General features: G+C 60.4%; 23 protein-coding genes and 1 tRNA gene. 12 read left to right on the forward strand and 12 right to left on the reverse strand.

Translation table 11 applies throughout. The features are described from left to right. The first annotated feature begins 231 nt into the window (after positions 1-231). The gene (locus AC07YV_RS15080) at positions 232-1,221 is read left to right on the forward strand and encodes a sensor domain-containing diguanylate cyclase (protein ID WP_102700145.1); all 990 of its coding nucleotides are present in this window, start codon (positions 232-234) and stop codon (positions 1,219-1,221) included. A 125-nt stretch (positions 1,222-1,346) separates the two neighbouring features. On the opposite strand, the gene AC07YV_RS15085 is transcribed toward AC07YV_RS15080, so the two are convergent. From AC07YV_RS15085 to gabD, 3 genes are all read right to left on the reverse strand, one after another. After that, positions 1,347-2,561 carry a response regulator gene (locus AC07YV_RS15085; RefSeq protein WP_102700144.1) on the reverse strand — a complete coding sequence of 405 codons (1,215 nt, stop codon included), beginning with the start codon at positions 2,559-2,561 and terminating at the stop codon, positions 1,347-1,349. A 136-nt stretch (positions 2,562-2,697) separates the two neighbouring features. Next, entirely contained in the window at positions 2,698-3,975 is a 1,278-nt protein-coding gene (gabT, locus tag AC07YV_RS15090) for a 4-aminobutyrate--2-oxoglutarate transaminase (RefSeq protein ID WP_007975624.1), read from the reverse strand. Between the two features lie 186 nt (positions 3,976-4,161). Next, a complete protein-coding gene (gabD, locus tag AC07YV_RS15095) occupies positions 4,162-5,604 on the reverse strand; it encodes an NADP-dependent succinate-semialdehyde dehydrogenase (protein ID WP_102700143.1) in 1,443 nt (480 codons plus the stop codon). A gap of 348 nt (positions 5,605-5,952) precedes the next feature. On the opposite strand from gabD, the gene AC07YV_RS15100 reads away from it, so the two are divergent. The 4 genes from AC07YV_RS15100 to AC07YV_RS15115 all read left to right on the forward strand — a co-directional run bounded on the left by AC07YV_RS15100 (position 5,953) and on the right by AC07YV_RS15115 (position 7,751). Further along, a tRNA-Arg gene (locus AC07YV_RS15100) sits at positions 5,953-6,029 on the forward strand. A 280-nt stretch (positions 6,030-6,309) separates the two neighbouring features. Beyond that, positions 6,310-6,819 (forward strand): hypothetical protein, encoded by a 510-nt coding sequence (locus tag AC07YV_RS15105; protein ID WP_102700142.1) that lies wholly within the window; start codon positions 6,310-6,312, stop codon positions 6,817-6,819. Between the two features lie 10 nt (positions 6,820-6,829). Then, a complete protein-coding gene (locus AC07YV_RS15110; RefSeq protein WP_102700141.1) occupies positions 6,830-7,360 on the forward strand; it encodes a DUF5384 family protein in 531 nt (176 codons plus the stop codon). Between the two features lie 61 nt (positions 7,361-7,421). Beyond that, complete coding sequence (locus tag AC07YV_RS15115; RefSeq protein WP_102700140.1) at positions 7,422-7,751, forward strand: hypothetical protein; 330 nt, start codon at positions 7,422-7,424, stop codon at positions 7,749-7,751. A 76-nt stretch (positions 7,752-7,827) separates the two neighbouring features. Here the strand turns inward: AC07YV_RS15115 and AC07YV_RS15120 are convergent, their stop codons facing one another. Next, positions 7,828-8,097, reverse strand: coding sequence for a hypothetical protein (locus AC07YV_RS15120; RefSeq protein WP_158248447.1), 270 nt, complete (start codon positions 8,095-8,097; stop codon positions 7,828-7,830). Between the two features lie 43 nt (positions 8,098-8,140). Then, complete coding sequence (locus AC07YV_RS15125) at positions 8,141-8,701, reverse strand: YbhB/YbcL family Raf kinase inhibitor-like protein (RefSeq protein ID WP_102700138.1); 561 nt, start codon at positions 8,699-8,701, stop codon at positions 8,141-8,143. Between the two features lie 138 nt (positions 8,702-8,839). Here AC07YV_RS15125 and AC07YV_RS15130 point away from each other — a divergent pair, with 138 nt between their 5' ends. Further along, positions 8,840-10,369, forward strand: coding sequence for an FAD-dependent oxidoreductase (locus AC07YV_RS15130; protein ID WP_102700137.1), 1,530 nt, complete (start codon positions 8,840-8,842; stop codon positions 10,367-10,369). A gap of 72 nt (positions 10,370-10,441) precedes the next feature. Here the strand turns inward: AC07YV_RS15130 and AC07YV_RS15135 are convergent, their stop codons facing one another. The 6 genes from AC07YV_RS15135 to aroC all read right to left on the reverse strand — a co-directional run bounded on the left by AC07YV_RS15135 (position 10,442) and on the right by aroC (position 16,329). Beyond that, positions 10,442-11,947 carry a YdgA family protein gene (locus tag AC07YV_RS15135; protein WP_102700136.1) on the reverse strand — a complete coding sequence of 502 codons (1,506 nt, stop codon included), beginning with the start codon at positions 11,945-11,947 and terminating at the stop codon, positions 10,442-10,444. Between the two features lie 232 nt (positions 11,948-12,179). Beyond that, the gene (mtnC, locus tag AC07YV_RS15140; RefSeq protein WP_102700135.1) at positions 12,180-12,863 is read right to left on the reverse strand and encodes an acireductone synthase; all 684 of its coding nucleotides are present in this window, start codon (positions 12,861-12,863) and stop codon (positions 12,180-12,182) included. A 4-nt stretch (positions 12,864-12,867) separates the two neighbouring features. Next, entirely contained in the window at positions 12,868-13,413 is a 546-nt protein-coding gene (locus AC07YV_RS15145; RefSeq protein ID WP_007974895.1) for a 1,2-dihydroxy-3-keto-5-methylthiopentene dioxygenase, read from the reverse strand. 20 nt (positions 13,414-13,433) lie between these two features. Beyond that, entirely contained in the window at positions 13,434-14,060 is a 627-nt protein-coding gene (locus AC07YV_RS15150) for a methylthioribulose 1-phosphate dehydratase (protein ID WP_095964025.1), read from the reverse strand. Then, positions 14,057-15,208 (reverse strand): MFS transporter, encoded by a 1,152-nt coding sequence (locus AC07YV_RS15155; protein ID WP_102700134.1) that lies wholly within the window; start codon positions 15,206-15,208, stop codon positions 14,057-14,059. The genes AC07YV_RS15150 and AC07YV_RS15155 overlap by 4 nt, the downstream gene beginning before the upstream one ends. 29 nt (positions 15,209-15,237) lie before the next feature. Beyond that, positions 15,238-16,329, reverse strand: coding sequence for a chorismate synthase (aroC, locus tag AC07YV_RS15160; protein ID WP_007974902.1), 1,092 nt, complete (start codon positions 16,327-16,329; stop codon positions 15,238-15,240). Positions 16,330-16,412: 83 nt separating this feature from the next. On the opposite strand from aroC, the gene AC07YV_RS15165 reads away from it, so the two are divergent. Then, on the forward strand, positions 16,413-17,411 hold the full coding sequence (locus AC07YV_RS15165; protein WP_102700133.1) for an alpha/beta hydrolase: 999 nt from the start codon (positions 16,413-16,415) through the stop codon (positions 17,409-17,411). Between the two features lie 99 nt (positions 17,412-17,510). Further along, positions 17,511-18,302 carry a hypothetical protein gene (locus AC07YV_RS15170; protein WP_102700132.1) on the forward strand — a complete coding sequence of 264 codons (792 nt, stop codon included), beginning with the start codon at positions 17,511-17,513 and terminating at the stop codon, positions 18,300-18,302. A gap of 129 nt (positions 18,303-18,431) precedes the next feature. On the opposite strand, the gene prmB is transcribed toward AC07YV_RS15170, so the two are convergent. Beyond that, positions 18,432-19,340, reverse strand: a complete 909-nt coding sequence (prmB, locus tag AC07YV_RS15175) for a 50S ribosomal protein L3 N(5)-glutamine methyltransferase (protein ID WP_095964021.1) — start codon at positions 19,338-19,340, stop codon at positions 18,432-18,434. Between the two features lie 239 nt (positions 19,341-19,579). On the opposite strand from prmB, the gene AC07YV_RS15180 reads away from it, so the two are divergent. The 4 genes from AC07YV_RS15180 (at position 19,580) to folE (ending at position 21,881) form a co-directional block, all read left to right on the forward strand. Beyond that, a complete protein-coding gene (locus tag AC07YV_RS15180; protein WP_102700131.1) occupies positions 19,580-20,170 on the forward strand; it encodes a cysteine hydrolase family protein in 591 nt (196 codons plus the stop codon). Between the two features lie 131 nt (positions 20,171-20,301). Then, positions 20,302-20,622: a hypothetical protein gene (locus AC07YV_RS15185; RefSeq protein WP_007974911.1), complete on the forward strand. Its 321-nt coding sequence runs from the start codon at positions 20,302-20,304 to the stop codon at positions 20,620-20,622. A gap of 78 nt (positions 20,623-20,700) precedes the next feature. Then, positions 20,701-21,258, forward strand: a complete 558-nt coding sequence (locus tag AC07YV_RS15190) for a Smr/MutS family protein (protein ID WP_007974913.1) — start codon at positions 20,701-20,703, stop codon at positions 21,256-21,258. Positions 21,259-21,335: 77 nt separating this feature from the next. Continuing rightward, complete coding sequence (gene folE, locus AC07YV_RS15195; RefSeq protein WP_007988130.1) at positions 21,336-21,881, forward strand: GTP cyclohydrolase I FolE; 546 nt, start codon at positions 21,336-21,338, stop codon at positions 21,879-21,881. Positions 21,882-21,937: the final 56 nt, after the last annotated feature.

Here is a 21,937-nt window from a genome sequence, read left to right on the forward strand (position 1 = left end):
CGAATGCGGTGTGTCAGTCGACATAAAAGGTGACTGACACACCGCATTCGCGAGCAAGCCCGCTCCCACATTGATTTGTGGCCGCAAAAAAACGTCGCCAGTACCGCCCGGCGGGAGCAAGCTCCCTCGCCACAAAAGGCGGGAACTTCATCTTGAAACCCTTATCTCAAAGACACTTCGCCATCCCCGGCGGGCTTGGTGTTGACCGCATGCCCTTTGAGATTTGTGTCGATGGCCCAAAAGAACCTGCAAGACTCATCTCCGTCACATTGGCCCGAGGCCGCGCAGCCCCTGATGGCGCTGATGCACGCCCAAGGCGAAGTCGCACGCCTGACCGAACGGGAACAGTTGCTCAACACCTTGCTGGCAAGCGTCAACGCGGTGCTGTGGGCCTTCGATTGGGAAACCCGCCGGGTGCTTTACGTCAGCCCGGCCTATGAACGGATCTTTGGCCGTTCAGCCGATCAGCTGCTGGCCGACAGCAATCAATGGCGCGACAGCATTCACCCTGACGACCTCGACTACGCCGAACGCAGCCTGGCCGAAGTGCTGGACAAAGGCGCCGTCGAAGACCGCGAGTATCGAATCATTGCCGCCGACGGCCAGGTGCGCTGGCTCAGCGACAAGTGCTTCATCAATCGCCAGGCCGAGCCGGGGCAACCGGTGATCATCGTCGGCTTTGCCGAAGACATCACCCACAAGAAGCAGATGGAAACCGAACTGCATCGCCTGGCCACCACCGACGCGCTGACCCAGAGCAGCAATCGCCATCATTTCTTCGAATGCGCTCACCGCGAGTTCGCACACGCCCGGCAACAGGGCGAGCCGCTGTCGTTTCTGATGCTGGATATTGATGACTTCAAGACGATCAACGACACCTACGGCCACCAGGAAGGCGACAACGTGCTGCAACGCATTGCCGAAAGCGGCCGCGCAGCGTTGCGCCGTCGCGACCTGTTCGGACGCATTGGCGGTGAGGAATTTGCTGCGGTGTTTCCCGGGTGCACGCCACAAATGGCCCTGCAAGTGGCTGAACGCCTGCATCGGCAGATTCAGCAGTTGGGTTTCAACCATGAAGGCCGGACGTTCGGCATCACTGTCAGCCAGGGCCTGACCAGCCTGAGCGCCTCGGACGAAACCGTGGAGGACCTGTTTTCCCGGGCGGATGCCGCGATGTACCGGGCCAAGCGCGAGGGCAAGAACCGGATTGTCACCGCCTGACAGGATCACCTTGGATCCCTGTGGGAGCGAGCTTGCTCGCGATAGCGGACTGCCAATCGACATTGATGTTGAATGTCAGACTCTCATCGCGAGCAAGCTCGCTCCCACAGGGGTAAGTGGAGAGCTTACTTCCTGCGCAACCGCATCAATTCCGGCAAGCCGATCTTGAGCAACCGCGCCGTCCGGCTCTTCGCCAGCTCCTCGATGCCCTCATGCTCGGTCAGGCGCGCCATCTGCGCCGCCATGTTCATCACCAGCGCTTCGCGGGAATAAACCCCGCCACCGAGCTGGTAGGCCGCCGCAATCAGCTCCCGCAACTCCAGCGGCAGGCGCCAGCGTGTACGCAGGGCCGAGCCATAGGCCGCGCCATATTCAACCAGCGCTTCACCCACTTCTTCCAACTCGTCCAGTTCGCCGCCAGCCTGTTGCCATTCCTGCAGACAGCGCAGCAACGCCAGATCGCCGAGACGATGCAACATGCCGGCGCAATAGCAACGCTCCTGATCCAGATCGAGCAAGCGCGCCAGGGTTCGTGCGTACTCGGCAGTGTGCAGTGACAGATCCCAGTAGCGCTCGGCATAGTCGGCCAATTGCGGATCGCTGAGCCGGGCACTGCGCTTGAGCGCCAGGCCGAGAATCAGGTTCATGCTCTGTCCGGTGCCCAGGCGATGCAGCGCCTGGGACAGGGTTTGCACGCCCGCGCCATGGTGCTGGGCCGCGCTGTTGGCAGCGGCAATCAGCACAGCCGTGACTTGCGGATCGGTGCGGATTTCGTCTTCCAGCACCGTCAGGTCGAGGCCATTGGGATTGAGGCTGCGTTTGACCGCCACTTGCACGTCGGTCATCAGCGGCGCGCCGTCGGCCAATTCCCGTCGACGCTCCAGAAACACCGACAACGTCATGCCCGGCGCCAGCGCTGGCACTTCGCACGAGACTTCTTCCCCCGCGTGCAGCAGCAACCCCTGCAACCGATGGGTCAGGCTTTCCATGTTCAGGGGCTTGGTCAGGTACGCGGCCGGCGCCAGCGGCAAGGCCTCGCGCACGCTGGCACTGTCGTTGCGACTGCTCATGAGGATGAAGGGCAACGGCGGGTTGCGTTTGCGCTGGCGGATGTTGCGCAGGACATTCAGACCATCGACACCCGGCAACTCCCAATCGGCGATGACCAGGTCATAGGGGTTGGCAGCCAATAGCTCCAGCGCTTGCTGGCCATCGGCGCACAAATCCAGCCGCGCATCGCAGCGTACGTTCAACAACACTTCCTTGAGCAGATCCCGGGACCAGGGGTCGGCCTCGGCAATCAGTACTCTCGGAACCGCGGGTAAAATGACAGTTGTCATACAGCTCTCCCTGGCAATGCAGGAACCTTAGCCAATGCAGGCCATTCGATACAACGTTAATGCGCAGGATGTGTTTCCAGAGGCATGAAAAAACCCGCCGAAGCGGGTTTTTTGTCGATCAGGTCACATTAGGTGATCACAGCTCGGCGAAGCACTCTTCGATGATCGCCAGGCCTTTGTCCAGTTGCTCGTCCGGCGAGGTCAGCGGTACCAGGACGCGCAGAACGTTGCCGTAGGTGCCGCAGGACAGCAGGATCAGGCCCTTGTCGCGAGCCTTGGCCACAACGGACGCCACAGCGGCGGCGTTCGGCTTGTGGCTGTCGCCGTTTTCGAACAGCTCGACAGCGATCATCGCACCCAGGGCACGGACTTCGCCGATCACCGGGTATTTGGCCTGGATGGCCTTCAGGCCAGTCACCAGACGCTCGCCAACGGCCTTGCAACGATCCAGCAGGTGCTCTTCTTCGAACACTTCCATCACGGCCAGGGCCGCGGCGCAAGCGATCGGGCTACCGGCGTAGGTGCCGCCCAGGCCGCCTGGAGCGATGGCGTCCATGTACTCGGCCTTGCCGCACACACCGGCCAGCGGGAAGCCGCCAGCGATGGATTTGGCGAAGGTGGTCAGGTCGGCAGCAACGCCCATCTGTTCCATGGCGAAGAAAGTACCGGTACGGCCAGCGCCAGTCTGTACTTCGTCAGCGATCAGCAGGATGCCGTGCTGGTCGCACAGGGCACGCAGACGCTTCATGAATTCTTTCGGAGCGACGTAGAAACCACCTTCGCCCTGCACCGGCTCGATGATGATCGCGGCGATGTCTTTCGGCTCGGCGTCGTTCTTGAAGATGCGCTCGATGGAAGCGATCGAATCGTCGATGCTCACACCGTGCAGTTCGTTCGGGTACAGCGCGCGGAAGATGCCGCCTGGCATCAGGCCCATGCCGGCCGAGTAAGGCACGACTTTACCGGTCAGGCCCAGGGTCATCATGGTGCGGCCGTGGTAGGCGCCGGTGAAGGCGATCACGCCGGCACGGCCAGTGGCGGCACGAGCGATCTTGATCGAGTTTTCCACGGCTTCGGAACCGGTGGTCACCAGCAGGGTTTTCTTGGCGAAATCACCTGGCACCTTGGCGTTGATTTTTTCGCACACTTCTACGTACGGCTCGTAGGCCAGCACCTGGAAGCAAGTGTGGGTCAGCTTGTTCAGTTGCTCGGTCACGGCCGCGATGATTTTCGGGTGCACGTGGCCGGTGTTCAGCACGGCGATACCGCCGGCGAAGTCGATGAACTCACGACCTTCAACGTCGGTCACGGTCGCGTTCTTCGCGGACTCGGCGAAGATCGGGTGAATCTGGCCAACACCACGTGGAACTGCATTGGTACGGCGGGCCATCAAAGAAGCGTTAGTCTTGCTCATTACATTCCTCATTCGCCGCTCATCGGTCGGCGTGGTTCAAGGATTAAGCGGTGGGGAGGTAACTAAGGCAGCATGCGATGATCGACTGCCACAGCTTTCCCGACCACAGAGAAAATTCCGGTTTGAAGCGGCGCAAAGGGACAGCGCTCTCGTGCCCTTTGCGCTTGAAGCAATGCTCTTCCGGGCTTAGATGCCCAGGCAGAGGTATTTGATTTCCAGATAATCTTCGATGCCGTACTTGGAGCCTTCACGGCCCAGGCCCGAGGCCTTGATGCCGCCGAACGGCGCGACTTCGTTGGAGATCAACCCGGTGTTGACGCCGACCATGCCGTATTCCAGGGCTTCTGCCACACGGAACACACGGCCCAGGTCGCGAGCATAGAAGTACGAGGCCAGGCCGAACTCGGTGTCGTTGGACATCGCGATCACGTCGGCTTCGTCTTTGAAGCGGAACAGTGGAGCCAATGGACCGAAGGTTTCTTCCTTGGCCACGGCAGCGTTGTTCGGCACGTTGGTCAGGATGGTCGGTTCGAAGAAGTTGCCTTCCATCGATTTGCCGCCGGACAGCACGGTGGCGCCTTTGGAAACGGCGTCGGCAATGTGCTCTTGCACCTTGGCCACGGCTTTCTCGTCGATCAGCGGGCCAGTGGTGGTGCCTGCTTCCAGACCGTTACCGATCTTGAGCTTGGCCACAGCCACTTTCAGCTTCTCGGCGAACGCGTCGTAGACCGAATCCTGAATGTACAGGCGGTTGGCGCAGACGCAGGTCTGACCGTTGTTGCGGTACTTGGAAATGATCGCGCCTTCGACGGCCTTATCCAGGTCCGCGTCGTCGAACACGATGAACGGCGCGTTGCCGCCCAGTTCCAGGGACACTTTCTTGATGTCCTTGGCGCATTCCGACATCAGTTGACGACCGATTTCGGTCGAACCGGTGAAGGACAGCTTGCGCACGATCGGGTTGCTGGTCAGTTCGCTGCCGATGTCGCCGGCGCTGCCGGAAACAACGCTGAACACGCCAGCCGGGATGCCGGCACGCTGGGCCAGTTCGGCCAGGGCAAAGGCGGAGAACGGGGTTTGCGAAGCAGGCTTGAGCACCATGGTGCAACCGGCGGCCAGGGCCGGGCCGGCTTTACGGGTGATCATGGCAGCCGGGAAGTTCCACGGGGTGATTGCAGCGGTCACGCCGATTGGCTGCTTGATCACGATCAGGCGCTTGTCTGGCTGGTGGCCCGGAATCACGTCACCGTAGATGCGCTTGGCTTCTTCGGCGAACCACTCGATGAAGGAAGCGGCGTAGACGATTTCGCCCTTGGCTTCGGCCAATGGCTTGCCCTGTTCCAGGGTCATCAGGCGAGCCAGGTCGTCCTGGTTCTCGATGATCAGCTCGTACCAGCGACGCAGTTTGCCTGCACGCTCTTTGGCGGTCAGTGCACGCCAGGCCGGCAGCGCTTTGTCAGCGGCTTCGATTGCACGGCGGGTTTCGGCAGCGCCCATTTTCGGCACGGTGCCCAGAATTTCGCCCGTTGCCGGGTTGTTGACCTTGATCGTCTGACCATTGTCCGCATCAACCCACGCGCCATCGATGAAGGCTTGCTGGCGGAACAACTGGGTGTCTTTAAGCTGCATGTCGGCTTTCCTTAACAGCACCGCGCACGCGCGGAGCAAATTATGATTGTAGAAAGGCGCCTCGATAGGCTGCCGTCAGGGAAATCATTCACCGGGCTGAAGCACATAAATAGCGCACTGATTCAAATCGTGCGGTTCAGCACCCAGACAAGAGCGTTTGAAATCTCAAACGAATCCTAGGATCAAAGGGGGTAAAGGACAATAGGCTGTTCGAAAAAAAGAACGAAAACGACGCTTTTGCCTGTATTTTCTGATCAACGTAGCAAACGCGCGTTACAGCTTTAAAAAAACGCAGGCGATTCAGCAGCATGGACGCCCGCAGTGCATATGAGTATCATGGCGCCCGCTGCACCAGTAGCTCAGCTGGATAGAGTACTGCCCTCCGAAGGCAGGGGTCGTGGGTTCGAATCCCGCCTGGTGCACCATACGTTGTAACGAGAAAGCCTCAGGCCTTATGGGTCTGGGGCTTTTTTGTGGGCGTGTGTTCGCCGTCATGGATGCAGTCACCCTTCTAGAAAAACTCCCCCCCGAACGTTGCGCTTAATAACGCGCTGCCCGGCTCCTGGCTGGTACCCCCCGATCCTCCCTCGCTCCAAAGTTTTCTTGGCCTTACCTTCTTCAGTTTGATTAGAGTGGTGGCACATTGCCTCAAATCACAATGGATTGTCCCGCTCGGGATTTCTTACGCTCATAGAGATATTGGAAATGATGATGTTAAAACGCTGCCTGGTGCTTTCGATTGCTGCTGTTCTTGCTGGCTGCCAAACGTCCGGTGAGGAGTATCAAGCAGATGTATTCGACGCCAGTCAGGTAAACAGCCAGCAGGAAGCTAAAACCGTAAAAATCCTGACGATTTCGCCGAGCAAGATAAAAGTCAGCAACGAGAAGAACAAAAAAGCCGCGATGATGGCGGGTGGGGTACTGGGTCTGATCGGTGGTGCCGCACTGGGCAACACGAAGAACACTGACACGGCCATCGTCGGCGGTGTAGCCGGTGGCGCTGCAGGCGCCATGGCAGGCTCGCTGGTCAATGACACCACCCTGGTACCGGGTGTGCTGATCGGTTATTCCGAAAGCGGCAAGATCTACACGTCTGCCCAGGTGGGTCGCCCTTGTGAGTTCAAGGTTGGCGAAATCTCCCTGATGGTGATGACGGTCTCCAACGAAACACGCATTCAGCCGAATGCGACCTGTCCAGAACCCAAGAAGAGCTAAGGGGTCGGACATGAAACATATTGTTCTGGGCTCCGCCCTCGCACTGCTCACCCTGCCGGCATTGGCAAACCAGTTCGACAGCCTGTATCAAGTCGAACAGCAGACCAAACAGACTGAAGCAGCCGCTCAGGCCGAACGCGTCCGCCAGGCGGCAGCCGAACGGGCACGCGAGGATGCTCGTATCGCTGCTGATCGTCGGCAACGGGCAGCGGCACAGCAAGCTGCGCAGCAAAAGGCCCTTGAGCAGCGCAAGTCACAGGAACTTGAACACAAGCGTGTTCAAACCCGAGAAGAAGGCTACGAAGACGAGTTGCGCGCACTGGAGCTGGAAGAGCGCCGCCTGGCACTGCAGGCGAAGCGCGCGCGCACCGCACGCGCCAACGACTACATCGATGCGGAGTTGCGTGACAGCGCGGCACGCACCGACGTGATCCAGTCTGAAGCCGACTCGGCACGCAATGTGACCTCCGGCACCAAGTCCCTGCTGGAAGATGCCGGCAAGGCTGAAGTCAATCGCTCCAGCCGCTTGTTCGGCGAGTAATCCTCCTATCGATCTGCCCCGGACCCAGGTCCGGGGCATCCGTTATCAGAGATGAATTCCTATGCTGCGTTTATGTACGCTGATTGCCGCAGGCCTGCTCCTGAGCGCCTGCTCCAAAGAAGATCCCAAAGCCCAGGTTCCAGCTGTCGACCTGCACGGACGCCTGGTGGTGGATCAGGAGATGACTGACAGTCGTCAAGCCCAGGGTATCAATGGTGAATATTACAAGCGCGTCCTCACCGTTAATGGCCAGGAGATGATCTTTGCCGATTTCATCAAGCAATATTGCTCCGACACCAACACCCGCGACGACACTTGCCTGAAAGCCTTTCGCATCAAGAAAATCGATGATGTCAGCGGCGCAACCAAGTTTCTCCCCAACGGGCTGTAACACTTGTAAGTACGCCAGTCACAGCACTTCAGGGCTTTTGCCTGGACCCAAAAAAAACCGCCAAAGGCGGTTTTTTTCATTCTGTGGTCCAGTCGAACTCGTCGTACTCATCATCATCCTCGTCGTCCTCGAAAAGCTCCTCTTCAAGGTCGTCGTCTTCAACAACATCCTCTTCCGGCTGGTTCAGCAGAAAATCCTTGCGACTCTCGGTAATCGCTCGCCGCAGTTCTTCACCCTTTTGCGGGCAGTTGAGCATTTGGGCGATGCGGTCGATTTTTTTTGCCACGGCATCCTCCAACGCATCGGCTATGGCCTGATAGTGCGCGCTTTCGGGGGCGGATGCCAAATCCCAGCCATGCTGCGCACTTCAGTTTTCTGTAAATCCGCCTTTAGCGGTGATAGCGCCGCACCACGCTGCTGTTTCTCAGGACGTGGCCTTTGATTTTTTCCAGCAGTTGCGCACGGGTCAGGCCGGCGGGCAAGGCGTCCGGGGCCAGGTCCAGGGCGTAGATCTGGATGATGTAGTGGTGCGCGCTGTCGCCAACGGGCGGGCAAGGGCCGATGTAGCCGGTGGTGTTCTGGCTGTTGGTACCGCCAACGCCCTCGAGGCCGGGTTTGCTCCCGGCACCGGCCGGGATCTGGTGGGTGCCGGCCTTGATGCCGTAATGCACCCACTGATCGATGCCCTGGCCTTTCTGGCCGTCCGGGTCGTGCATGACGATGGCGTAGCTTTGGGTGGCGGCCGGGCCGGTGTTCCAGTTCAATGCCGGGGAAATGTTGTGTCCGCCACAGCCCGCGGAATCGCTCGCAGCGGCCGACGTGAACAGACGGTCATCGGAAACTCCGGGAATGTTCAGGGTGAAACGTTCCTGGGCCTGCGCCGGGAACTGCACGCAAAGGGCGACAGCGGCGGCTGCGAGCCAAGCGTTGATTGAGGTCAATCGGGTCATTCCGGAGCACCTTGTGCGTGTTGGGCCGTCGTCGGCGTGCAAACTATAGCCGGACCGTTCACGCCGTGGCAGGGGGAGTTGGCTGAACCTCGCGATAAGCGCCAGACTCATAAGTAAACGTCTGACTGGAGAGCAATCATGACTCTGCATCGCGTTGCGCGTGTCACCAATGTGCCCGAAGACCGGGGACTGGAAGTGCAAGTCCAGGGCAGCAAGATTCTACTGTTGCGGGCGGGTGAGCAACTTCGCGCTTATCAGGCCGAATGCCCGCATGCCGGCGCCCCGCTGGCTGATGGTGCGGTATGCAACGGACGCCTGACCTGTCCGTGGCACAAGGCGCAGTTTCGGATCGAGGATGGCGGCCTGTGCGAACCGCCAGCCCTGGACAGTCTCAAGCGCTATCCCCTCGAAATCCGTGACGGCGAAATCTGGGTCGGCGACCAGCCATTATCGGACGCCCACACGCCACCGGCCGACGATCCACGAACTTTCATCATTATCGGCGCTGGCGCGGCAGGTACGGCGGCAGCGGCGGCCTTGCGCGAGAAAGGTTTCGGTGGCCGGGTGCTGTTGATCGACCGCGAAGCCGAGGCCGGATACGACCGCACTGCGCTGAGCAAATACGTGATCGCCGGGGAAATGCCGCCGCAGGAAGTCCCGCCGCTGCGCGACGAGGCGTTTTACCGCGAGCAGCGGATCGAGCGCCTGCAGGGCGAAGTGGCCAGCCTGGACGCATCAAACCGCACACTGCGGCTGACTGACGGCCAATCACTGACCTACGACGCCGCGCTGCTGGCCACCGGCGGCGAACCCCAGCTGTTGACGCTGCCCGGCGCCGACTTGCCGCAGGTGTTCGTTTTACGCTCCAGAGCCCATGCGCAGCAGATTCTGAACAGCGCCAGCGCCGGCCAACGGGTGGTGATCATCGGCGACAGTTTCATTGCCATGGAGTCCGCCTCGTCCCTGCGCCAGCTTGGCCTGGTCGTGACCGTACTGGCCCGCCACGCAGTGCCTTTCGCCAAACAGTTCGGCGAAACGGTCGGCAAGGCTATCCGCGCGCGGCATGAAGCCAATGGCGTCGTGTTTCATACCCAGGGCAATGCGGTACAGATCGAAGGAACCGACAAGGTCGAAGCCGTACACTTGGACAACGGCCAACGCCTGGCGGCCGATCTGGTGCTGGTCGGCATTGGCGTCACGCCAGCCACCGCCGCCTTCACCGGGTTGGCGAAAGAGCAGGATCAGTCGCTGCGTGTCGACGGCGCAATGCGCGTGGCCGACGGCCTCTGGGCGGCTGGTGATATCGCCACCTTCCTGCTGAACAACCAATACGTGCGCATCGAACACTGGCGACTGGCCCAACAGCAGGCGCGGATCGCTGCGGCCAATATGCTGGGCGGGGACGAGCATTACCTCGACGTGCCGTTTTTCTGGACCTGGCATTTCGGCAAGACCTACGACTACCTCGGGCACGCCGAGGCCTGGGACGAAGTCGAGTTCAAGGGTGACCCTTACGATCCGCCCTTCATCGGCCTGTTCGGAAAAAATGGCGTGGTGTCGGCGGCGCTAGCCTGCGAGATGGACCGGGCCATGGCAATGCTTGCCGAGCGGATGAAACAACCCTTGCCCTGGGAAGAGGCATGGCGCCTGATCCGTGACGTTCCCTAGCGATACTGGACAGCAAAACGCCCGGCGCCTGCGCGATGCAGAGGCCGGGCGTTACCGGGTAAACAGCCGCCGTTATTCGGTGGCGCCAGTTTCCGCAAACTTGCTCATGACAAAACCGGCAAACTCTTCGACGGTCATTTTCTGGCCGTTGAAGTCCACCTGATTGTTGGCGTAACGCAGGTTGGTGACGATGTTGTTGCCGTCCAGTTTTGCCAGTTGGCTGCCGACCGCCATGCTGCTGAACATGTCCGCGGTGGCGGTGGCCTGATCGGCAATCAGCTTGGCGTCGGTCTGACCGTCGATTTGCGACTGCACGGTGAGCACATCGACCAGCATGGGTTTGGACACTTTCAGTTTGAAGTCCAGCAACGCGATCAACTGCCTGACCAACTGATCGGTCGGCAGGTCGATGGTTTGTGGCTTGGTCAGGTCGAGCACCATGTTGGCCCGGCTCTCACCGTTGGCGGTGTTGAACGACAGGTTTTCCAGGGCTACCTGCGGACCGGCCGCCAGCAGTTTTTCCAGGCTGGATTTGAGCAATGCCTCTTCGGCTTCGGTCAGTTTCAGCTCCGGTGCCGGCAGGCCCGCTGCCGTCGCTTCGGCCGCCTCACGCTCATACGGCTGCAGCTTGCTCTGGTAGACCTGCATCAACGACATCGTGGCCGGAATGTCGAGGTTCTTCACGCTCATGGTCAGCGCACCGGAACCGATGGCCTTGCCATTCAGGGACACTTCGCCGACCTTGTAGTCCGCACGACCGGAAGCGTTGCTGCCCTTTTCTTCCGTCAGGTTTTTCATCTCGAATTTCTTGAAGTCCAGCACCGACTGCTTGACGCCAAAAGTCGATTTGCCGCTTGCCAGCTCAAGGACGTTCTCGCCGACATAGAAACCGTAGGTGCTTTTGGTCAGGTTGCTGGCCAGGGTCAGGCCGTTCAACTCAACCTGCACCGGTGCCTGGTCTTCGGAAACGGTGGTCACTTTCAGGCTGTCCATGTAGCCGTTGGCCTTGATCTTCTGCGCCTTGGCGCTGGCGTCGACGTCCATGCTCAGGCCGGAGAATTTCATGCTCGACTTGTCATCCAGCGCCATTTCCAGCGGCTGCAACTCGAAGGTGCCATTGGTGGCGTTGTCATAGCCGATGTTGACCACGCCGGTCAGTGGGGATTTGTCCTTGGCGGCGGCAAACCACTTCTCGGTGAACGGGGTCTTTTCCAGTTCGTAGTGACTGGTCGCCAGGACCGGCAGCCACTTCAGCGACATCAACCGCGAGAACGGCAACGGGCCGTGTTCGATGTGATCAACAAACAGCAACTCGACCGGTGCTTCGCCGAACATTTCACCTTCGCCCTTGAGGCGATAGTGCGCGGTGCTGCTGAATACATGACGCTCCAGCGACACCAGCTCCAGCGACGCGGTGCCGTTGGAACCGACCATGGCCGCTTGCAGCTCCTTGTTGGCATCGGCAATCGAAGAGTTCAACACACCTTCGAGCTTGGTGCCGGTAAACCAGGCTCCGCCTGCGCTGATGGCACCGATTGCGACAACAATTCCCAGTAGCACGCCTGCTGATTTGTTCATGTATGACCCGTTCAATGTCCGTTGTTGAAAGTGTGGTCGTCTTCCCTGAACCCATGACGGGTTGCGGCTCGACTGTGCTGAAAGTGGAATGCAGATTAGCATCAGGCGCGACGAACGGCCCAATGATTAAAGGTGAAAGAGTGTCCGTGGGGGTGTTCACAAGGTTGGAGATATTCGTAAGCAATGCAATCGCCTTCGCGAGCAAGCCCGCTCCCACAGGGGTTTGTGGCGTTTAGAAATTAGCGGGGTTTATCCGCGCAAAGCTGTCCACAGTGATATGCCCCGCCAGCTCCCCGCCTTCGCGAGCCAGGCCGCAAGTGGCCATTCCTGCCGAGCGCGCCGCATCGAGCTCTTCGACGATGTCAGACAGAAACAGAATCTGCCCCGCCTCGAGGTTGATCGCCTGGGTGATGTTGACGTAGGACTGCGCCTCGCGCTTTGGCCCCGAAGTGGTATCGAAATAACCGCTGAACAGCGGCGTCAGGTCCCCCGCCACCGAACAGCCGAAGATCAGCCGCTGGGCCTGGATCGAACCGGACGAATAAACAAACAGTTGAAAGCCATCCTGATGCCAGCGCTTGAGCGCTTCAACGGCGTCCGGGTAAACGTGGCCCTGCAACTGCCCGGCCTGATAACCCTGCTCCCAGACCATGCCCTGCAACGCTTTCAACGGCGTGGCCTTGCGGTCTTCGGCAATCCAGCCCAACAGGATCTCGACGACCCGTTCGACGTCGGCGTCCGGCTCATTGCTGTCGCGGCGTACGGCGGCCAGTTGTTCGGCCACGTCAGCGCGCCCGGCCTGCTGACGGACAAACGCCGGCAGGTGTTTGGCGGCATAGGGAAACAGCACGTCGAAGACAAAACTCACCGCGCTGGTGGTGCCTTCGATGTCGGTGAGAATCGCTTTGATCGGCATCGACTCAGTCCTCCAGACGCGGGAATTGGCTGGCGATGTCTTCACCGGTGAAATTGGCCACCCAGCCTTCCGGGTTGTTGAACAGGCGGATCGCAATGAAATGCGGGTGCTCGCCCATGTCGAACCAGTGTTTGGTGCCGGCTGGCACCGAGATCAGATCGTTTTTCTCGCACAGCACGGCGTAGACGTAATCGTCGATGTGCAGGGTAAACAGACCACGACCGGCAACGAAAAATCGCACTTCGTCTTCGCCATGGCGGTGTTCATTGAGGAACTTGGCGCGCAGTTCGGCTTTTTGCGGGTGATCGCTGTTGAGGCTGATCACGTCGACTGTGATGTAACCGCGCTCGGTCATCAGTTGGTCGATTTGCGCTTGATAGGCGCCAATCACTTCTTCCTGGGTGGCACCCGGCTGAAGCCGGGTGGCGGCTTGCCAACGGTCGAAGCGCACGCCTTGTTCAGCCAGGGTCGAGGCGATGTCTTCGAAATGGGTCAGCACCTTGTTGGGGATTTCAGGGCTGGAGACGTGATAAACGGACAGGCTGCTCATCAGGGCAACTCCTTAACGGTTCATGCTTTAACGTTCAAGAGCGAGCGCATCTTCAACTCGCACTCGAACAAAAATTCAAAGGCCTCGATCTGCCGCAGGGCATCGCTCATGCGCGCCCCCCAGGTGTACAGGCCATGGCCGCGGATCAGGTAGCCGACGCAATCGGGATGGGCGTCCAGCCAAGGCTGCACCTTGGCGGCCAGGCGCGCAATGTCCTGATCGTTGTCGAAAATCGGCACCCGCACCCGGGACTCGTGGGTCGTCACACCGCTGAAGGCTTTTTGCAATTCGTAGTCTTCGAATTCGATGAAGTCTTGCGGCGTCAGGCGTGACAGCACGGTGGCATTCACCGAATGGGTGTGCAGCACCGCGCCGATCTCCGGCCGCCAGCTGTAAAGCTGAGTGTGCAGCAGGGTTTCGGCGGACGGCTTCTTGCCCGGCTCCAGGCTATTGCCTGACAGATCGGTGGCCAGCACGTCGTCCATGCCCAACTGGCCCTTGTGCTTGCCGGAGACGGTCAGCAAGGCTTCGGTCGGCGACAGACGGGTCGAGTAATTGCTGCTGGTGGCCGGCGACCAACCGCGGCCATAGAGAAAACGCCCGGCGTCGATGATTTCCTGGGCGAGGTGTTCACGGGTAAGGCTCATGGCCTGTCCTCTTGCATACATGTGGCAATGATAACGGCAGCCGCGAGCGCTGCGAGGCTGGCAATACTAAAGGTCAATGCGGCGCCAAGGGCGTTCCAGCTGTAGCCGGAATACAACGCACCCAATGCACCGCCGGTACCGGCCAGGGCGGCGTACAACGCCTGGCCCTGGCCTTGCTGGCGTGCGCCGAAGCTACGTTGCACGAATGAAATGGCAGCGGCGTGAAAGCTGCCGAACGTCGCCGCGTGCAACACCTGGGCAAACAACAGCACCCACAGAAACTCCGCGAGCGAGCCCAGCAATAGCCAACGCAGCGCCGCCAGCAGAAAACTGGCCATCAGTACCCGACGCAATGAGAAGCGCGTGAGGATCCTGCTCATGGCCAAGAACATCAAAACTTCAGCCACCACGCCGACCGCCCAGAGCATGCCGATCACACCGCGGCTGTAACCCAGTCGCTCAAGGTGCAGCGTCAAAAACGTGTAATACGGTCCATGGCTCATCTGCATCAGCGCCACGCAGGCGTAAAACGCCAATACACCGGGGCTGCGCAGCTGCTTGAGGAATCCCTCCCCCGCCACCCGGTTACCCGGTGCCGGTTGAGCGTTCGGCACCCACAGGCTGCTGAGCACGATGCCGGCCAGGATCAGCACCAGCGCCGCGGGGTAGATGTCGAGGCTCAGCCATTCGAACAGCCGGCCCAGCGCGACCACGGTGATGATGAAACCGATCGATCCCCACAGGCGAATCTGGCTGTAGCGCGAGGTCTGCCCCTGCAAATGCGCCAGGGTGATGACTTCGAACTGCGGCAACACCGCGTGCCAGAAGAACGCATGCAAGGCCATGACCATCGCCAGCCAGGCGTAGGTCTTGCTGACGAAAATCAACGAGAAGGTCAGCAGCGTGCACACCGCGCCAAAACGCACGATGGCCAGCCGCCGACCCGTGAAGTCGCCCAGCCAGCCCCAGATGTTCGGGGCCACGCAGCGCATCAGCATCGGGATCGCCACCAATTCGCCGATGCGCGCGGCGCTGAATCCCAGGTGATCGAAATACAGCGCCAGAAACGGCGCTGTCGAACCGAGCAAGGCGAAATAGAACAGATAGAAACTGGAGAGCCGCCAGTACGGGAGCGCCGCAGTCGCCATCAGACGGCTGCGACCAGGAGGTCTGCCATTTACAGCTGACCCAGCACCGGCGTGCTCACACGCACATCGGCGTTCTGCCCACGGTGACGCAGCAGATGATCCATCAGCACGATGGCCATCATCGCTTCGGCGATCGGCGTGGCACGGATCCCGACGCACGGGTCGTGACGGCCCTTGGTGATCACTTCCACCGGGTTGCCATGGATGTCGATGGAACGGCCCGGCGTGGTGATGCTCGACGTCGGCTTCAGCGCCAGGTGCGCAACGATAGGCTGACCGGAGGAAATACCACCGAGAATGCCGCCGGCGTTGTTGCTGAGGAAACCTTCCGGAGTCATTTCATCGCGATGCTCGGTGCCGCGCTGGGCGACGCTGGCGAAACCGGCGCCGATTTCCACACCTTTGACCGCATTGATGCTCATCAGCGCATGGGCCAGTTCGGCATCGAGGCGGTCGAAGATCGGTTCGCCCAGGCCTGGCATCACACCTTCGGCCACCACGGTGATTTTCGCGCCGACCGAATCCTGGTCGCGGCGCAACTGGTCCATGTAGGCTTCCAGTTCCGGCACTTTGTCCGGATCCGGGCTGAAGAAGGCGTTCTGCTCGACCGATTCCCAGGTCTTGAACGGGATTTCAATCGGCCCGAGCTGGCTCATGTAGCCGCGAATCACGATGCCCTGGCTGGCCAGGTATTTTTTCGCAATCGCCCCGGCCGCGACGCGCATCGCGGTTTCACGGGCCGAGCTGCGACCGCCACCACGGTAGTCGCGCTCACCGTACTTGTGGTGGTAGGTGTAGTCGGCGTGGGCCGGACGGAACAGATCCTTGATCGCCGAGTAGTCCTTGGACTTCTGGTCGGTGTTGCGGATCAACAGGCCAATGGCGCAACCCGTGGTGCGGCCTTCGAACACGCCAGAGAGGATTTCGACTTCGTCGGCTTCCTGGCGCTGGGTGGTGTGGCGGCTGGTGCCGGGCTTGCGGCGGTCCAGGTCACGCTGCAGATCCTCCAGGGATATCTCCAGGCCCGGCGGGCAGCCATCGACAATGGCGACCAACGCCGGGCCATGGCTTTCGCCCGCGGTGGTGACAGTGAACAGCTTGCCGTAGGTATTGCCGGACATGCAGGACGCTCCGTGAAATGAACCTGAATACGTAATGCGCGCCAGTATACGCAGGCTACCCAAGTAGTTCATCCTCGAACCTTATGGGTGCCTGTGAGTCCAACCGGCATCTTCTTGATGATGGCGTGATGATGCTGCGAGTTCTAGCCTTGAGCCTTACCCTGATTTCCGGCTTCGCCCAGGCGACTGTCCTGCAACGGCCGATCACGTTGGACACCGGCACCGGCGAGCTTTTCGGCTCTTTGCTGCTGCCCAAGTCCGACAACCCGGTCCCCGTTGTCCTGATCATTTCCGGCTCCGGCCCTACCGATCGCGACGGCAACAACCCTGACGGGGGACGTAACGACAGCCTCAAGCGCCTGGCCTGGGTGCTGGCCAAACACAACATCGCCAGTGTGCGCTACGACAAGCGTGGTGTTGCAGCAAGCCTGGCCGCGACGCCAGACGAACGCAATCTGACGGTCGACGCGTACGTTTCCGACGCCGAGGCCTGGGGCCAGAAGCTCAAGACTGATCCGCGTTTCGGCAAACTGATCGTGCTCGGGCACAGTGAAGGCGCCTTGATCGCCAGCCTGGCCGCGCCAACCATCGACGCCGATGCGGTGATTTCCGTATCGGGCAGCGCGCGACCGGTCGATCAGGTGATCCGTGAGCAACTGGGCAATCGCCTGCCACCGCCGTTGTTGCTGCGCAGTAACCAGTTGCTCGACAGCCTCAAGGCCGGGAAACCCGACGACAATGTGCCGCCACCCTTGCAGGCCATTTTCCGTCCGAGCGTGCAGCCGTACCTGATTTCCCTGTTCCGCCAGGACCCGGCCGCGGCATTTGCCAAGCTGAAGATGCCAGCGCTGATCATCCAGGGCAGCAACGACATCCAGGTCGGCGTCAATGACGCCAGGCTGCTCCAGGCCGCCAAACCGGACGCGGAACTGGCCCTGATCGAGGGCATGAACCATGTCATGCGCATCGTGCCTAACGACGTCAAACGCCAGCTGGCTTCCTACAAGGACCCGCAATTGCCCCTGGCGGCGGAACTGAGCACGCGAATCCTCGGGTTTATCGACGGACTTCGTACCAGTTAACGGCTCCTTACCCTCCAGTCTTGGGAAAAACGGCCGATAAGCCTTTGTCGCCAACACATTGGTTGGCGACAAGCTGAGCTTGGACAGGATCTCGCCGTTATGACTGACACCCAGACTTCACCCGACACCACCGCTGAAACAGAAGCACCGCCAGCGGTCGAGCTGCCCTGGGCGGACGTCCACGTCGAGCACCACAAGATGCTCCGTCTGGCGCCGCTGCAGACTGATCGCAATACGGGCGGGCGCCCATTGCGCTTTGTCGAGTTCGGCTATGCCGAGCGCAACGACAGGGCGCACAGCCTGATGCGCATGAGCATCACCCTGCCCGCCCAGCGTGTGCGCAAGGAACAGAATCATCTGGATGTGTGGGTCGATCACGCGGAAAAACGCGTGCATTTCGGACCGGAAAGCGGTTTGCAGGTCGAACCGCTGAACCGCGGCATCGGCCGATTCATGATCGCCCAGGGCATCAACTGGGCGAAGAAGCGCTGGCCCACCTACACCGTCGACGGCTTTGACCTGAACAACAAGGAAGCGCTCAACGAAGACACCCGCCTGCGCCGCGATCATTTTTTGCGTGTGCACGGTTTCGACGTGGTGTATGCCGATGCCCAGCATCTGAAAGGCAGCGTCAAAGCAGTCAAGGTCGGCGACCTCGCGGGGGACTGGAACAGCGAAAAACTGCAGGTCGTGGAAATTCTCGAGGCGGCACAGATGCTCCAGCAAGCCGAGCAGAACCTGGCCGAGCAGGAAGTCAAACTCAAGAAACACGAAGAGAAGGTCAGCAAGTACAAACGCGAAGACGCCGGGCTGCGTTTCACCATTACGTGCCTGGTGGCGTTTGCGGTGTTTCAGGCAGGGTTGCTGATCTGGATTGCCACGCACCGTTAAAAGCTTGAGCGCGCGACGTATTCATTGTGGGAGCGAGCTTGCTCGCGATGGACGTTAACGATGACGCGTGTATTCTGAATAAACACGTCGCCCTTACGTTCATCGCGAGCAAGCTCGCTCCTACAAGGGTCAGACGCGGGAAGCGAACAACGCCTGATGCTCCCGGCACTGCTGCGCGCTCAGCATGAACACTCCGTGACCACCGCGCTCGAACTCCAGCCAGGCGAAGTCGACTTCCGGGTACAACGCCTCGACGTGCACCTGGCTGTTGCCCACTTCGACAATCAGCAAGCCTTTCTCGGTCAGATGATCCGCCGCTTCGGCAAGCATGCGACGCACCAGGTTCAAACCGTCATCGCCGCACGCCAGGCCCAGTTCCGGTTCGTGCTGGTATTCGTCCGGCATGTCGGCGAAATCTTCCGAATCGACGTAGGGCGGGTTCGACACGATCAGGTCGAAACGTTGTCCCGGCAAGCCCTCGAAACCGTCACCCTGCACCGTGTACACGCGCTCATCGACACCGTGACGCTCGATGTTCTGGTTGGCCACTTCCAGTGCTTCGAACGACAGGTCGGCCAACACCACTTCGGCATGCTGGAACTCGTAGGCGCAGGCGATGCCGATGCAACCGGAGCCGGTGCACAGGTCGAGAATCCGCGCCGGCTCGTTGGCCAGCCACGGGGTGAAACGGTTTTCGATCAGCTCGCCGATGGGCGAACGCGGGATCAACACACGCTGATCGACGATGAACGACATGCCGCAGAACCAGGCCTCGCCCAGCAGGTAGGCCGTTGGCACCCGCTCTTCGATGCGGCGCTTGAGCAGCAGCTGCAGGTGAACCACTTCGTCTTCTTCCAGATTGCAGTCGAGGTAGCTGTCGGCGATTTCCCACGGCAGGTGCAGCGCGCCCAGTACCAGTTGACGGGCTTCGTCCCAGGCATTGTCGGTGCCATGGCCGAAAAACAGATCCTCCCCATGGAAGCGGCTGACGGCCCAACGGATATGGTCACGCAGGGTGCGAAGGCGGGAAGTGATCACGACGGCAAACTCCAGAAAAATCGACGGGCGATTCTACCAGTCAAACGGCGCCACGACGACGCGGGAAAACGACCGACTCAAATGTAGGAGTTATCCGTTTTTTCGCCAGTCTATTGAACAAAACGTGACTATTGACAAGGCTAGAGGCCAGCAACCACGGCACCTACGATCGTAGCGATTCACAGAACCGCTCAGCCAGAGGACAATGGCGCAAAAGCCCCACTCCAAGGAGCCCCAGAATGTCCGTTCCAAAAACGATGTTTCAACTCAGCGGTCGCGGTTATCCGGCAGCCAAACTGAGTCATGCGACCCTTATCATCATCGATGCCCAGAAAGAGTATCTGAGCGGGCCGCTGGCCCTCAGCGGCATGGATGAGGCCGTCGCGAACATCAAGCAGTTACTCGCCGCGGCCCGTGCCGCCGGCCGGCCGATCGTGCATGTGCGCCACCTCGGCACGCTCGGTGGAATGTTCAACCCGCAAGGCGTCGGTGGTGAATTCATTCCGGGTCTTGAGCCACAGAGCGACGAAACCATCATCGGCAAATTGCTGCCGAGCGCGTTCCACGGGACCGAACTGGCCAAACGCCTGGAGGACCTCGGCGCCCTCGACCTGATCGTCTGCGGCTTCATGAGTCACTCGAGCGTCAGCACCACGGTGCGCGCCGCGAAGAACCTGGGCTTCCGCTGCACGCTTATCGAAGACGCCTGCGCCACACGCGACCTGCCCTACAAGGGCGGTGTCCTGAGCGCCATGCACGTTCATCAGACCGAAATGGCGATCATGGGCGACAACTTCGCCACCCTCGCGCTGACCTGTGAACTGATCTGATCGACGCTCAATGAGCGGCCTGGAACGCCGCTCATCCGCAAAAACCTCTCATTTGCCGTAATTGTCTTAGCCTCAGGAACATCCCGGTCAACTCCCGGTCGAAGGGCCGATACCCATTGAGGAAGGTCGGAATGAAGTTATCCGATGGTTTTGACGCTCGCCGCTTGCGGCCCAAAGGCCAACGCAACTGGCGTTTTCGAATCGGCGCGACGTTCGCGGCATTGCTGGCGATGTGCGGCGTGTTGCTGGCCATGGCCGGTGCCGCCGGCCTGCTCGGCCACGCTCCCGCCCTGGGAGAATTGAACACCAGCCGCACCGGTGCTGCCGTGATCCTGGCCATCGGTCTGTTCGTGCTGTACCTCGGTGTCTGGCTGTGGCGCCGTTGCCGCCGTCGCTCGCGGCAGTCGCGGGAGCTGGCCATGTCCCCGCACCTGATGAAAAAACACGACTGAGCCAAGCGCCGCGCGCGTTTTTGTCGCGCCCGATTCGCTTCGAGTTGGGTAAACTGGCCGCCCTTCGCGGAGGCTGACATGCAAGACGACGATTTTTCCCTGTTCAAAAGCGCGATCCAAGGCGTCAAGCCGATCAAGCACGATCGCGCCGAAACCGGCAAACCCAAGGCTGACCGTGCGCAGATTGCCAAACTGCGTCAGGCTGCCACCGTGCGTACCGAATCCACCACCGTTGACGGTCTGTCCGATCAGTTCGTCATCGACGTCGGCCCTGAAGACGAGCTGATGTGGGCGCGTGACGGCGTGCAGGAAAGCCAGATGCGCAAGCTCAAGATCGGTCAGATTCCGTTCGAAGGCAGCCTCGACCTGCACGGCATGAGCGTGGAAAAGGCCCGGGAAACCCTCTGGGCGTTCCTCGCCGAAGCAACCAGATTCGAAATCCGCTGCGTGCGTGTCACCCATGGCAAGGCAGTACGCCTGGACGGCAAGCGGCCGATGATCAAAAGCCACGTCAACACCTGGCTGCGCCAGCATCCGCAAGTGCTCGGCTTCACCTCGTGCCAGGCGAAACACGGCGGTGCCGGGGCGGTCTATGTGATGCTCAAACGCACCATGATGGAAGGTCGCGACGAGTAAAGCTGATGCGCCACGCTTGCAGCGTCGTGTCCGTCACCGTACCCTTGCCCTTTGCGTAAAATCCCACAGGTAGTTTCATGTCCCTGGAACAGAATTACACGGCGATCCTCGGCCAGCTCGGCGAGGACGTTTCCCGCGAAGGCCTGCTCGACACGCCAAAACGTGCCGCCAAAGCCATGCAGTACCTCTGCCGCGGCTATGAACAGACACTGGAAGAGGTCACCAACGGTGCCCTGTTCAGCTCCGACAACAGCGAAATGGTGCTGGTCAAGGACATCGAGTTGTACTCGTTGTGCGAACACCACCTGCTGCCGTTCATCGGCAAGGCGCACGTTGCCTACATCCCGAGCGGCAAGGTCCTGGGCCTGTCGAAGGTGGCGCGGATCGTCGACATGTACGCCCGCCGCCTGCAGATCCAGGAAAACCTCAGCCGCCAGATCGCCGATGCGGTCCAGCAAGTCACCGGCGCCCTGGGCGTTGCGGTGGTGATCGAGGCCAAGCACATGTGCATGATGATGCGCGGTGTGGAGAAGCAGAATTCGACGATGATCACCTCGGTGATGCTCGGTGAGTTCCGTGAGAACGCCGCCACCCGCAGCGAATTCCTCAGCCTCATCAAGTAATTCGCGGCACGAAGAAAACCGGCATTCATCGCCGGTTTTTTTTCGTCCGCAAAAAA

The organism is Pseudomonas sp. GW456-E7, from assembly GCF_059424105.1.